The sequence below is a fragment of the Streptomyces sporangiiformans genome (assembly GCF_005768555.2).
GTDB classification, from domain to species: domain Bacteria; phylum Actinomycetota; class Actinomycetes; order Streptomycetales; family Streptomycetaceae; genus Streptomyces; species Streptomyces sporangiiformans.
Genome location: NZ_VCHX02000144.1, coordinates 111,972 through 124,078, shown reverse-complemented (window position 1 = coordinate 124,078; position 12,107 = coordinate 111,972). Strand labels below are relative to the sequence as shown.

The 12,107-nt window shown below is 69.0% G+C and carries 13 protein-coding genes and 1 tRNA gene; 4 read left to right on the top strand and 10 right to left on the bottom strand.

Features of this window, described 5'->3' with window-relative positions:
• Positions 1–79 precede the first annotated feature (79 nt).
• The 4 genes from FGD71_RS21790 to FGD71_RS21775 form a co-directional block, all read right to left on the bottom strand.
• Entirely contained in the window at positions 80–1,021 is a 942-nt protein-coding gene (locus FGD71_RS21790; protein WP_119102166.1) for a DUF1707 SHOCT-like domain-containing protein, read from the bottom strand.
• A gap of 10 nt (positions 1,022–1,031) precedes the next feature.
• Positions 1,032–2,033, bottom strand: a complete 1,002-nt coding sequence (locus FGD71_RS21785; RefSeq protein WP_240436701.1) for an ABC transporter ATP-binding protein — start codon at positions 2,031–2,033, stop codon at positions 1,032–1,034.
• 12 nt (positions 2,034–2,045) lie between these two features.
• Positions 2,046–2,810, bottom strand: coding sequence for an ABC transporter permease (locus tag FGD71_RS21780; protein ID WP_119102175.1), 765 nt, complete (start codon positions 2,808–2,810; stop codon positions 2,046–2,048).
• A gap of 103 nt (positions 2,811–2,913) precedes the next feature.
• Positions 2,914–3,723, bottom strand: coding sequence for an ABC transporter permease (locus tag FGD71_RS21775; protein WP_119102165.1), 810 nt, complete (start codon positions 3,721–3,723; stop codon positions 2,914–2,916).
• Between the two features lie 197 nt (positions 3,724–3,920).
• On the opposite strand from FGD71_RS21775, the gene FGD71_RS21770 reads away from it, so the two are divergent.
• Positions 3,921–6,395: a transglycosylase domain-containing protein gene (locus FGD71_RS21770; RefSeq protein ID WP_119102164.1), complete on the top strand. Its 2,475-nt coding sequence runs from the start codon at positions 3,921–3,923 to the stop codon at positions 6,393–6,395.
• Between the two features lie 124 nt (positions 6,396–6,519).
• On the opposite strand, the gene FGD71_RS21765 is transcribed toward FGD71_RS21770, so the two are convergent.
• Entirely contained in the window at positions 6,520–6,861 is a 342-nt protein-coding gene (locus FGD71_RS21765) for a GroES family chaperonin (RefSeq protein ID WP_162931191.1), read from the bottom strand.
• 60 nt (positions 6,862–6,921) lie between these two features.
• Complete coding sequence (locus FGD71_RS21760) at positions 6,922–7,260, bottom strand: DUF3618 domain-containing protein (RefSeq protein ID WP_119102163.1); 339 nt, start codon at positions 7,258–7,260, stop codon at positions 6,922–6,924.
• A 137-nt stretch (positions 7,261–7,397) separates the two neighbouring features.
• Between FGD71_RS21760 and bcp the strand changes: the two genes are divergently transcribed.
• Both bcp and FGD71_RS21750 read left to right on the top strand, forming a co-directional pair.
• On the top strand, positions 7,398–7,865 hold the full coding sequence (gene bcp / locus FGD71_RS21755; RefSeq protein WP_119102162.1) for a thioredoxin-dependent thiol peroxidase: 468 nt from the start codon (positions 7,398–7,400) through the stop codon (positions 7,863–7,865).
• 44 nt (positions 7,866–7,909) lie between these two features.
• Positions 7,910–7,993, top strand: a tRNA-Leu gene (locus FGD71_RS21750).
• 86 nt (positions 7,994–8,079) lie between these two features.
• Here the strand turns inward: FGD71_RS21750 and rdgB are convergent.
• From rdgB to FGD71_RS21730, 4 genes are all read right to left on the bottom strand, one after another.
• Positions 8,080–8,682, bottom strand: coding sequence for an RdgB/HAM1 family non-canonical purine NTP pyrophosphatase (gene rdgB / locus FGD71_RS21745; protein WP_119102161.1), 603 nt, complete (start codon positions 8,680–8,682; stop codon positions 8,080–8,082).
• Between the two features lie 123 nt (positions 8,683–8,805).
• Positions 8,806–9,213 (bottom strand): hypothetical protein, encoded by a 408-nt coding sequence (locus FGD71_RS21740; RefSeq protein WP_119102160.1) that lies wholly within the window; start codon positions 9,211–9,213, stop codon positions 8,806–8,808.
• Between the two features lie 145 nt (positions 9,214–9,358).
• A complete protein-coding gene (gene rph / locus FGD71_RS21735; RefSeq protein WP_119102159.1) occupies positions 9,359–10,096 on the bottom strand; it encodes a ribonuclease PH in 738 nt (245 codons plus the stop codon).
• A 122-nt stretch (positions 10,097–10,218) separates the two neighbouring features.
• Positions 10,219–10,452 carry a PTS sugar transporter subunit IIB gene (locus FGD71_RS21730; protein ID WP_119102158.1) on the bottom strand — a complete coding sequence of 78 codons (234 nt, stop codon included), beginning with the start codon at positions 10,450–10,452 and terminating at the stop codon, positions 10,219–10,221.
• A gap of 395 nt (positions 10,453–10,847) precedes the next feature.
• Between FGD71_RS21730 and FGD71_RS21725 the strand changes: the two genes are divergently transcribed.
• A complete protein-coding gene (locus FGD71_RS21725) occupies positions 10,848–12,098 on the top strand; it encodes a PTS transporter subunit EIIC (RefSeq protein WP_119102157.1) in 1,251 nt (416 codons plus the stop codon).
• Positions 12,099–12,107: the final 9 nt, after the last annotated feature.

The window sequence follows — 12,107 nt, the reverse complement described above, 5'->3', positions numbered from 1 at the left end:
GGGGAGTCGGCGACTGACGACAACGCCGCAGATGTGCGTGCCAGACCCCGCGGCCCCGGCATGATCCGCCGGACAGGCCCTAGTCCCGGTGGCGGCGGTTCTGCCGGCGCTCCTCGCGTTCGTCGCGCCGCTCGTCGCGTTCCTCGTGCCGCGCCTGGCGGCGTGCGTCGCGGTCCTCCCGCTGCTTCCGGAGCAGCTCCCGGTGCTGCTCCATGGCGTCACGGTGAATGTCGTGCGCCTGGCCCAGGGCGTCCTGGTGGGGAGAGCGGCCCTCCAGGGCCTCGCGCCGGGAGGCCTCCAGTTCCTCCTGGCGGGCCGCCCTGCGCTCCAGCTTCTCCTGGCGGCGCTCCTCCTTCTGGCGCTGCCGCTCGGCCCTGGTCAGCTTGCGTTCCACACCGACGCCGCCCCAGAAGGCGAAGCCCGTCACGATCACGCGGGGGGCGCCGGGCTCGCCGCGCACGCCCTCCTCACGGTGGTCGAAGCCGCCCATGACGCCGAGGCCGCGCACGACGACCTCGACGCCGGGCGGTACGACGACCTGCATGCCGCCCATGATCGCGACGCAGTTGATGACGACCTCGTGGTCCACGAAGTCCGCCTCACGCAGGTCGATGACGCCGCCGCCCCAGAACGCGAAGGAGTTGAACCGCCTGGGCACCCTCCAGCGCCCCTTGCGCTCGAACCCCGACATGATCGCGACGCCCCACTGGGACGAGGGCTCCCCGCCGACGATCCGGCCCGCCCAGTCGCCGCGGGTCTCGGCAGGCCCTTTGATCATCGACACGGCGGGCGCCGGGGCGCCGGCCACGGGCAGATCGCGGGTGATCGGCACCAGCTCCCCGTACGTACGGGCCTTGTACGTCGCGTCGAGCCGTTCCCCGAACTCCTCCATGTCGAGGCGTCCCTCCGCGAGGGCGTCCCTCAGCACCTCGGCGACTTGCTCACGGTCGGCGTCCGAAGCCCGCAGTTCCGGGCTCGGGGATCCGGGAGGCGTCCCCCGGGAAGGCTCAGGATCCGTCATGTCATGAAGCCTACGAGGTTGCCTTCTCCGCGTACATGCGACTGATGACCGCCTCGATGTCCGGTTCTCGCACCGACAGGTCCACCAGCGGATACTCGGCCGCGATCCGCGCCACGAGCGGCGCCGCCGAGTCCGAGGCCGGGAAGGCGAGCCACTGCCGCGGCCCCTCCACCTTCACCACGCGCGCCAGGTCGACGTCGATGGGTGGAAGTTCCCGCTCCAGGTCCACCACCAGCGTCCGCTCGCCGGCGCCGATCTCGTGCAGCCCGGAGAGCGGGCCGTCGTACACCAGCCGCCCGTGGTCGATGACCATCACACGGCGGCACAGCTGCTCGATGTCCGAGAGGTCGTGGGTGGTGAGCAGCACCGTCGTCGAACGCTCCGCGTTCAGGTCCCGTAGGAACTCCCGCACCTTGACCTTCGAGATCACATCGAGCCCGATCGTCGGCTCGTCGAGGTACAGCACCTCCGGATCGTGCAGCAGCGCCGCCGCGATGTCCCCGCGCATCCGCTGCCCGAGCGAGAGCTGGCGGACGGGAACGTCCAACAGGGGGCCCAGTTCGAGGAGTTCGACACACCGGTCGAGGTTCTCGCGGTAACGGGCGTCCGGGATCCGGTACATGCGGTGCATCAGCCGGTACGAGTCGATCAGCGGAAGGTCCCACCACAGCGTCGTACGCTGCCCGAACACCACCCCGATCCGCCGCGCGAGGCGTGTGCGCTCGCGGGAGGGGTCGATGCCCGCCACCCGCAGCCGGCCGCCGCTCGGCGTCAGAATGCCCGTCAGCATCTTGATGGTGGTGGACTTGCCCGCGCCGTTCGGCCCGATGTAGCCGACCATCTCGCCGCGCGGCACGGTGAAGGAGATCGAGTCGACCGCCCGCACCTCGTGCCGCTCACTGCGCAGGAAGCCGGTCTTCTTCCGTACGTCGAAGACCTTCTCGACCCGGTCGAGACGAATGAACTCCCTGTCCGACGCGCTGTCCGTCTCGGCATCCAGTTCGGTGTCCACGAACCAACTCCCCTAACTACCCGTACTCCGGTACGAACGAAGACCCACACGCCACGCCATTCCCGCGAGCGCGCAGCAGGCCACCGCCACCAGCGGCGGCAGGAAGGCGACCCACTCCGGCAGGTCGAGCGGATACGGCCGCCCCAGCACATACAGCGCGGGCAGCCAGTTGACGAAGGCCAGCGGCAGCACGAAGGTCACCCCTCGCACCAGGTCCTGCGCGAAGATGCTCGGCGGGTACTGGAGCAGCGTGGTACCGCCGAACGTGAAGGAGTTCTGTACCTCGGACGCGTCCTGCGCCACGAACTGAAAGGCGGCCCCCGCCACGAACACGGCCGCGAAGATCCCGGCCCCGCTGAGCATCATCGCCGGGATCATCAGCGCCTTGAGCGGGGTCCAGGAGATGTCGAGCGAGACGAGCGCGTAGCCGAGGACGAGCAGCCCCTGGGTGATCCGGCCCACGCGGCGCAGCGCGAACCGGTCCGCCGCGACCTGCGCCAGCACCGGCGCGGGCCGCACGAGCAGCGTGTCGAGCGTGCCGTCGCGCACCCGCCGTCCGAGCTTGTCCGTCGAACCGATCACGAGGTCGGCGAGCCCGAACGCGGCGCCCGAGAGGCCGTACAGGAAAGCCACCTCGGGCAGCGTGTAGCCGCCGAGCGCGTCGACCTGCGAGAACATCAGCAGAATCGCCGCGAAGTCGAGCCCGGTCCCCACGAACTGCCCGACGACCGTCATCGCGAAGGAGGCGCGGTACGCCATCGTGGAGCGGATCCACATGGCGGCGATCAGCCGGTAGGCGCGCAGCCCGTCCGCCAGGCGCGAGGGCTCAGCCACGCGTGAGGTCTCACCGACACGGGATGTCTCACCGGCGCGCGAGGTCTCAACCACCCTGGACCACCACCCTGCGTGTCGCCGCCAGCTGGACCAGGCGTCCCACCGCGAGCAGCCCGACGGCCCACGCGGCCTGGAAGGCGTACGTACTCAGCAGGCCGGATCCCGTGCGCTCGCCGAGCAGCACGTCCGCGGGTGCCTGGATCAGTGCCGACCAGGGCAGCACACGGCCCAGTTCGCCGAGCGCTCCCGGGAAGATGTTCAGCGGCAGCAGCATCCCGGAGAAGAAGATCCCCACCAGAGTGGCGAGTTGCTGCACGCCCGCTCCGTCCAGGAACCAGAACGTCATCATCGCCACGATGTAGCGGATCGCGAAGCTCACGGCAACGCCGAGCGCGACGGCGACCAGGAACGCCAGCCAGGTCGCCGGGTCCGCCGGGAGCGCCAACTCGAAGACGAGCGCCCCGAACGCCATCGGCACCACGCCACGCCCCACCAGCTGGAAGGCGGCTCGCCCGACGTCCGTCGCCAGCCACCACGCCTGCAGATCCGCGGGCCGGTACAGGTCGATCGCGATGTCGCCGGTACGGATCCGCTCGATCAGCTCGTCCTCGAAGCCGCCGCCCATCGCCGCGACCGCCGCGTGCAGCCCCTGCGCGAGCCACACATACGTCAGCGCCTGCGCCTGGTCGTACCCGCCGAGGTGCGGCTTCTCGTCCCACAGCGCGATGTACGTATACGCCAGGATCAGCCCGAAGACGGTGTTGGTGAACACCCCTGCCGCGGTGGCCACTCGATAGGTCGCGTACCGCCTGAACGCCCGAACCGCGACGGCCGCGTACAACCGCCCTGTCCCCACGACAGGCTCCCTTCAGCCGTTCCGAGCCAAAGCGCAGGAGCCTAGCCATGCGGGCATGCCATGTGCCAGGCATTTTTCCGCGCGACGCGTGCCACATGTCGGGAACGGAACGTGGAATGCGACAGTCTTCAAGGGGGACGCAGAACGCGTACGAGACGTACGGCAACGTATGAGGCGAAACGGGAGTCCGGCACGACATGAACGACCAGCCGCAGCCGCAGCAGCCGAGCGAGGGCTGGGCACCGCGGGAACCTGGACCGGAACCCGGCCCCCGACCGGAACTCACGGTGACGCTCACGGCGACACCGGACGAGCGGGGCACGCTGGGCGAGCCGGACGACGGGCCCGTGAATCCCAAGAACCCCAAGCGCCCCAAGCGCACCGGCTGGCGCCGTCTCGTCCCGACCTGGCGGATGGTGCTCGGCAGTTTCCTCTGCGGGCTCCTGCTGCTGATCGGCCTCTTCGCGCTCGGCTATTTCCTCGTCGAGATCCCGGCGGCGAACGCGGCCGCGACCAAGCAGAGCAACGTCTACCTGTACGCGGACGGCAGCCAGCTCGCCCGCGACGGGGAGGTCAACCGGGAGAACGTGACGCTCGCCCAGATCGACAAGGCCACCCAGCACGCCGTGCTCGCCGCCGAGGACCGGGACTTCTACTCCGAGTCGGCCGTCGACCCGAAGGCGATGATCCGCGCCGCGTGGAACACCGCCACCGGCAAGGGCAAGCAGTCCGGTTCGACGATCACCCAGCAGTATGTGAAGAACTACTACCTGGCGCAGGAGCAGACGGTCACGCGGAAGGTGAAGGAGTTCTTCATCTCCATCAAGCTCGACCGCGAAGTGAGCAAGGGCCACATCCTCGAGGGCTATCTGAACACCAGCTACTTCGGGCGCAACGCCTACGGCATCCAGTCCGCCGCCCAGGCCTACTACGGCACCGACGCCAAGGACCTCACGGCCGCCCAGGGCGCGTACCTCGCGGCGCTGCTCAACGCCCCGAGCGAGTACGACGTGATCGCGCACCCCGAGAACAAGCCCGCGGCGATGGACCGCTGGAACTACGTACTCGACGGCATGGTCAAGAAGAAGTGGCTGAGCCCCTCGGAGCGGGCGGGCCTCAAGTTCCCTACGCCCGACGAGGCCAAGGGCTCGGCGGGGATGTCCGGGCAGCGCGGCTATCTCGTGCAGGCCGTCAAGGACTATCTGACCGGCAACGAGATCATCGACGAGGACACCCTCGCCACCGGCGGCTACCGCATCACCACGACGATCCAGAAGGACAAGCAGGACGCCTTCATCAAGGCCGTAGACGACCAGGTGATGGACCAGCTCGACAAGAAGAACCGCAAGATCGACCGGAACGTCCGCGCGGGCGGCGTCTCCATCGACCCGGCCACCGGCAAGGTCGTCGCGATGTACGGCGGCATCGACTACACGAAGCAGTACGTCAACAACGCCACGCGCCGCGACTACCAGGTCGGCTCCACCTTCAAGCCGTTCGTGTTCACCTCCGCCGTGCAGAACGGCTCGACCACGCAGGACGGCCGCCCCATCACGCCGAACACCGTCTACGACGGCACGAACAAGCGGCCCGTGGAGGGCTGGGACGGCGGCGCGTACGCACCCGAGAACGAGGACAACACCTCGTACGGCCCGATCTCGGTCCGCGCCGCCACCGACAGCTCCGTGAACTCGGTGTACGCGCAGATGGCCGTGGACGTCGGCGCCGAGAACGTCAGGCAGACGGCGCTGAACCTGGGCATCCCGTCCGCCACTCCCGACCTGAACGCCTCCCCCTCCATCGCGCTCGGTCCGGCCACCGCCAGCGTCCTCGACATGGCGAAGGCGTACGCGACGCTCGCGAACCACGGCAAGCACGGTGCGTACACGCTCGTCTCGGAGATCACCAAGGACGGCACACGGGACGCCGTCACGCTGCCCTCGCGGGACACCAACGTCAGGCAGGCCGTCAGCCGCGAGGCCGCCGACACCACGACGTCCATCCTCCAGAGCGTCGTGGACGGCGGCACTGGCACGGCGGCGCAGGCCGCGGGCCGGCCCGCGGCGGGCAAGACCGGCACCGCGGAGGAGGACAAGGCGGCCTGGTTCGCCGGCTACACCCCGAACCTCGCCACCGTCGTCGCCATCATGGGCCAGGACCCGGAATCGGGCGCCCACACCCCGCTGTACAACGCGCTCGGCCAGCCCCGCATCAACGGCGGCGGCTACCCGGCGCAGATCTGGGCCCAGTACACCAGGGAGGCCCTCGAGGGCACCGAGGTCCAGGACTTCGACCTGTTGCTGCAGGAGGGCGCGGAGGTACCCGAGCTCCCGACGGACGTACCCTCCTTTGCTCCGCCGGACATGGGCGGCCAGGACGACGGCGGTGCGACCGACGAGACGCCCGACGACGGCGCGACCACCGGCGCCGAGGAGACCCCGGGCCTGCCTCCGGAGCAGACGCCGGGACAGACACCGGGGCAGACGCCGGGGCAGCCCGATGACGGGACCACGACCGGCGGCACGGCGGACGGGGGGACCACGACGGGCGGCGGCACGACCGACGGAGGTACGTCGACCACGGGCGGCGACGACACGACGGCCACGGGCGGCGGCACGGCGGACGGCGGCGGAACCGCGGACATGGCGGAGGGAGGCGGGCCCGTCAGATAGCCGGGCCCGGTCTACGGCGGACGGGCCGGACGACAGCGGACGAGAGGGGCCGGCGACTGCCGTCACCGGCCCCTCTCACGACGTCTACGATCACGTCCAGGACTACGTCTACGTCTACGTGCGGCTACAGATACAGGCCCGTCGAGTCCTCGGAGCCCTCGAACCGGTCCGCCGCCACGGCGTGCAGGTCACGTTCGCGCATGAGCACGTACGGGACTCCCCGGACCTCGACCTCGGCGCGGTCCTCCGGGTCGTACAGGACGCGGTCGCCCGGCTCCACGGTTCGTACGTTCTGCCCGACCGCGACGACCTCGGCCCACGCGAGGCGCCGGCCGACGGCGGCCGTCGCGGGGATCAGGATGCCACCGCCGGAACGGCGCTCGCCCTCATTGGTGTCCTGGCGCACGAGTACGCGGTCGTGCAGCATCCGGATGGGCAGCTTGTCGTGATGGGTGTTCTCACTCACGTCATTGAACCTACCTGGCTTTGCGCGAAACGTACGCGGGCGGGGTCGGGGTGAGGTCAGTCAGCCCTTGCGCCGCCGGGAGCCGAGGGCCAGCAGTCCCACGAGCCCGACCACCACGACGGCCACGGGCACGATGCGCTCCAGCCGCGGCGCGCCCTCCTCGGTCACCAGCTGCCGCTTCACATCGCTGACCGCCCGGTTCACGCCGACGTAGGCGCGGCCGAGCGTGTGGTCGATGTTGGAGACGACCCTGGCCTTCGCATCGCCGACGATCGTCTTCGGGTGCACCCGCACCCCGATCTCGTCGAGCGTCTCGGCGAGAGTCTCGCGACGGCGCTTTATGTCCGCCTCGATCTGCGCCGGAGTCCTGGTGTCCGGCGTGCTCGACGTATCCGACACGCGCTGCCTCCGTGGTCGTGGTGATCGTGGTCGTTTTCTCTGGTCGACAGTCTGTCAGCTCAGCTCGGCGCACACCGCCCGGCACCCCCATTACGCTCGGGTCGTATCCACAAACCCCGCGAGGAGACCGAACCGAGATGAGCGAGCGACTCCAGCCCGGCGACACCGCCCCCGCCTTCACCCTGCCCGACGCCGACGGCAACGAGGTCTCCCTGGCCGGCCACAAGGGCCGCAAGGTCATCGTCTACTTCTACCCGGCCGCCCTGACCCCCGGCTGCACCAAGCAGGCCTGCGACTTCACGGACAACCTGGATCTCCTGGCGGGCGCCGGTTACGACGTCATCGGCATCTCCCCCGACAAGCCGGAGAAACTCGCCAAGTTCCGTGAGAAGGAGTCCCTCAAGGTCACGTTGCTTGGCGACCCCGACAAGACGGTCCTGGAGTCCTACGGTGCCTTCGGCGAGAAGAAGCTCTACGGCAAGACGGTCGTGGGCGTCATCCGCTCCACGGTGGTCGTGGACGAGGAGGGCAAGGTGGAACGGGCGCTCTACAACGTGAAGGCGACCGGCCATGTCGCCAAGATCATCAAGGATCTCGGAATCTGAGGTCCGCCACGGACCGTCCGGCCAGTAGCATGACCGGACGGCAGGCGGCCGTGGTGGAATTGGCAGTCACGCTGGGTTTAGGTCCCAGTGGGGTAACACCCGTGGGGGTTCGAATCCCCCCGGCCGCACTTGTGAGCACCGTCCAGGGCCCGTCTCGCCCACAGCGCCGAGGCGGGCCTTCGGCGTACCCGGCGAGGCATCCCAAGTCCGGGCCTCAGCCCAGCAGTTCCCGCACCACCGGCACCAGCTCCCGGAACGCCTTGCCCCGGTGACTGATCGCGTTCTTCTCCTCCGGTGTCATCTCCGCGCAGGTGCGGGTGTCGCCGTCGGGCTGGAGGATCGGGTCGTAGCCGAAGCCGTTGGCGCCGGCGGGTTCACTGCGGAGGGTGCCGCGCAGACGGCCCTCGACGACGCGTTCCGTGCCGTCCGGGAGGGCGAGGGCGGCGGCGCAGGCGAAGTGGGCGGCGCGGTGTTCGTCGGGGACGTCGCTCAGCTGGTCGAGAAGGAGCGCGAGGTTCGCTCGGTCGTCGCCGTGGGAGCCGGACCAGCGGGCGGAGAAGATGCCGGGGGCGCCGCCGAGGACGTCGACACAGAGGCCCGAGTCGTCGGCGACGGCCGGCAGGCCGGTGACCTGGGCGAGGGCGTGGGCCTTCAGCAGGGCGTTCTCGGCGAAGGTGACGCCGGTTTCCTTGACGTCGGGAGCGTCTGGGTAGGCGTCCGCGCCGACGAGGTCGTGGCTGAGACCTGCGGCGGCGAGGATCGCCTTCAGCTCTGTGATCTTTCCGTGGTTGCGGGTGGCGAGGATCAGGCGGGTCATGGTTCTCACCCTAGTCACCGGAAGGGAGCGCGGCTCCTGATCAGCGCTCCCAGTACCTCAGCATCCAGCGCCCCGCCCCCACTGGCCGCCCGCGCGGACGGATCAGCCACCGTCAGGGCGTGCTCAGGGCGTGCAGACCTTCGTCAGTTCGCCCGCCGCGTCCGTCACCGGGCTGATGTCGGGCGTCTTGTCGCCGTTCTTGATGGCTTCGCGGACGTTGGTGACGGCACTCTGGAGGTCGTCGACCGCCTTGTTGACGTCCGTGTCGTCGGTCTTGTCACCGATCTTGTCGAGGTTCTTGTCGATGGAGTCGAGGGCTTCGTCGGCCTGCGTCGGGTCGTTCGACGCGTTCTCGACGGCCTGCTGGAGCTCGGTGACGCTGTCGGCGATGGCGTCGGCGGTCTGGACGCAGTCCAGCGCCTTGTTGACGGCATCGCAGCCAGTGGTCAGCCCGGCCGTCAGAGCGACGGCGGCCGCGGTGGCGGCGATGGCGGTACTGCGGCGTCCGAGTCGGCGGCGGCTCGTGGCCATGGAACGGTCCTCCCGTTGCTCAGGCCCCAAGGGCCCCGTTTGGTACGGAGGGCGCACAGCGGTGTGCTGTACGCCCGTACTGCTAGGGACGCGAGGACCGGTGCCTTGGTTGCCCGCGGTAGAGCGGCTCCTCTTGGTGCTCCCTTTACCTTTCGAGGACGGTATCAAGGGCCTTGGCCTGCGCGACAGCGAGTTCCGCGCAGCCCGAAACGGCGAGGTCGAGCAGGGAGTTGAGCTCCTCGCGGGAGAAGGGCTCGGCCTCCGCCGTGCCCTGGACCTCGACGAAGCGTCCGTCACCGGTGCAGACGACGTTCATGTCGGTCTCGGCGCGCACGTCTTCCTCGTAACAGAGATCGAGCAGGGGAACGCCGTCGACGATGCCCACGGAGACGGCCGAGACCGTGCCGGTGAGCGGCTGGCGGCCGGCCTTGATGAGCTTCTTGCCGCGGGCCCAGGAGACGGCGTCGGCGAGTGCCACGTACGCGCCGGTGATCGCGGCGGTGCGGGTGCCGCCGTCGGCCTGGAGGACGTCGCAGTCGAGGACGATGGTGTTCTCACCCAGCGCCTTGTAGTCGATGACCGCGCGCAGGGAGCGGCCGATGAGGCGGCTGATCTCGTGGGTGCGGCCGCCGATCTTGCCGCGGACGGACTCGCGGTCGCCGCGGGTGTTGGTGGCGCGGGGCAGCATGGAGTATTCGGCGGTGACCCAGCCCTCACCGCTGCCCTTGCGCCAGCGCGGGACGCCCTCGGTGACGGAGGCGGTGCAGAAGACCTTCGTGTCGCCGAAGGAGATGAGGACGGAGCCCTCGGCGTGCTTGCTCCAGCCGCGCTCGATGGTGAGGGGGCGGAGCTGTTCGGGCGTGCGGCCGTCGATTCGAGACATGCCGACGAGCCTAGCCGCACAGAGGGGAGGGGCCGCCTCCGGTGACGGAAGCGGCCGCCCGGCAGTGAGCCCGGGAGGTCGGGAGCCCCCGGGGCCCCGACCCGTTGTGCGAGGTCAGGCGCTCACATCATGTCCTCGATGTCTGCCGCGATCGGGTCGGCGTCCGTGCCGATGACGACCTGGATCGCATTGCCCATCTTGACGACGCCGTGGGCGCCGGCGGCCTTCAGGGCGGCCTCGTCGACCAGAGCCGCATCGACGACCTCGGTACGCAGGCGCGTGATGCAGCCTTCGACCTCTTCGATGTTGTCAATGCCGCCGAGTCCGGCGACGATCTTCTCAGCCTTGGTGGCCATTTCTTCTCCCTGATGCCAAAGGACGCGTTCTCGGGGCCGGGACGCGGCTGACCGCGGGTCCGCGACAGCACATCCTCACGACACTGGTCTACACCACACAGCGCCGAGTGCGAAACCCGCAGACCACTACAGGACAATCCGGTCGGCGCGAACCGCGGGGGCGGGTGGACCGGCGCGCGGCACAAGGAGCCACCCCGGCAAGGAAGTTGACGCGTTTATGACGGTAACGGGTACTCAGGTCGTCCTGTGCGATAGGTGGATTTGGGTGGGAAGTTAGCAATTTGCCCTGTATATCCAGGCGACAAATTGACGGGTTCCTTATCTGGCCTTCACCGTGCTACAACATGGTCTACACCACTGAGTGGTTTAGACCATGCCCGCCCATTGGAGGCACCATGAGCACCGCCACAGCCACGGCGGTCCCCGCAAAGAAGTGGGGATCCGGCCTGTTCCAGGGCCTGCAGAAGATCGGCCGCAGCCTGCAGCTCCCCATCGCCGTGCTTCCGGCGGCGGGCATCCTGCTGCGCCTCGGTCAAGCCGACGTGTTCGGCGCCGACGGACTCGGCTGGCCCAAGGTCGCGTCCGTCTTCGCCACCGCCGGCGGCGCCGTATTCGACAACCTGCCGCTGCTCTTCTGCGTCGGCGTCGCGATCGGCTTCGCCAAGAAGTCGGACGGCTCCACCGCACTCGCCGCCCTGGTCGGCTTCCTTGTCTACAGCAATGTACTGAAGGCCTTCCCGGTCACCGAGGCCAAGGTCCAGAACGGCGCGGACATAGCCGCGACCTACAACAACCCCGGTGTCCTCGGCGGCATCGTCATGGGTCTGCTGTCCGCGGTGCTGTGGCAGAAGTTCCACCGCACCAAGCTGGTCGACTGGCTCGGCTTCTTCAACGGCCGCCGTCTGGTCCCGATCCTGATGGCCTTCGTCGGCACCTTCATGGGCGTCTTCTTCGGTCTGGTCTGGGAGCCGATCGGTGAGGTCATCTCCGACCTCGGCACATGGGTCACCGGCCTGGGTGCCGTCGGCGCGGGCCTGTTCGGTCTGATCAACCGTGCGCTGATCCCGGTCGGCATGCACCAGTTCGTGAACTCCGTCTCGTGGTTCCAGATCGGCGACTTCAAGAACTCCGCGGGCGAGATCGTGCACGGCGACCTGAACCGCTTCTTCGCCGGTGACCCGACCGCCGGACAGTTCATGTCGGGCTTCTTCCCGATCATGATGTTCGGTCTGCCGGCCGCCGCCCTGGCCATCGCGCACACCGCCCGCCCCGAGCGCCGCAAGGCCGTGACCGGTCTCATGCTCTCCGTCGCACTGACCTCGTTCGTCACCGGTGTGACCGAGCCGATCGAGTTCGCGTTCATGTTCATCGCCCCGGTGCTGTACGCGATCCACGCGGTGCTCACCGCCCTGTCCATGGCCATCACCTGGGCGCTCGGCGTGCACGCGGGCTTCACCTTCTCGGCCGGCGCGATCGACTACTTCCTGAACTGGAACCTCGCGACCAAGCCATGGATGATCATCCCGATAGGCCTGGTCTTCGGCGCGATCTACTACACCCTCTTCCGGTTCGCCATCGTCAAGTTCAACCTCACCACCCCGGGCCGCGAGCCCGAGGAGGAGGTCGAGGACCTGACCAAGGCGTGATCCCGCCCT

Excerpts from the sequence above, each read along its gene's own strand:
- FGD71_RS21790 (WP_119102166.1), bottom strand. The coding sequence starts at position 1,021 with ATGACGGATCCTGAGCCTTCCCGGGGGACGCCTCCCGGATCCCCGAGC.
- FGD71_RS21730 (WP_119102158.1), bottom strand. The coding sequence starts at position 10,452 with ATGGCCACCAAGGCTGAGAAGATCGTCGCCGGACTCGGCGGCATTGAC.
- bcp (WP_119102162.1), top strand. The coding sequence starts at position 7,398 with ATGAGCGAGCGACTCCAGCCCGGCGACACCGCCCCCGCCTTCACCCTG.
- rph (WP_119102159.1), bottom strand. The coding sequence starts at position 10,096 with ATGTCTCGAATCGACGGCCGCACGCCCGAACAGCTCCGCCCCCTCACC.
- FGD71_RS21740 (WP_119102160.1), bottom strand. The coding sequence starts at position 9,213 with ATGGCCACGAGCCGCCGCCGACTCGGACGCCGCAGTACCGCCATCGCC.
- rdgB (WP_119102161.1), bottom strand. The coding sequence starts at position 8,682 with ATGACCCGCCTGATCCTCGCCACCCGCAACCACGGAAAGATCACAGAG.
- FGD71_RS21780 (WP_119102175.1), bottom strand. The coding sequence starts at position 2,810 with ATGTGGATCCGCTCCACGATGGCGTACCGCGCCTCCTTCGCGATGACG.
- FGD71_RS21770 (WP_119102164.1), top strand. The coding sequence starts at position 3,921 with ATGAACGACCAGCCGCAGCCGCAGCAGCCGAGCGAGGGCTGGGCACCG.
- FGD71_RS21725 (WP_119102157.1), top strand. The coding sequence starts at position 10,848 with ATGAGCACCGCCACAGCCACGGCGGTCCCCGCAAAGAAGTGGGGATCC.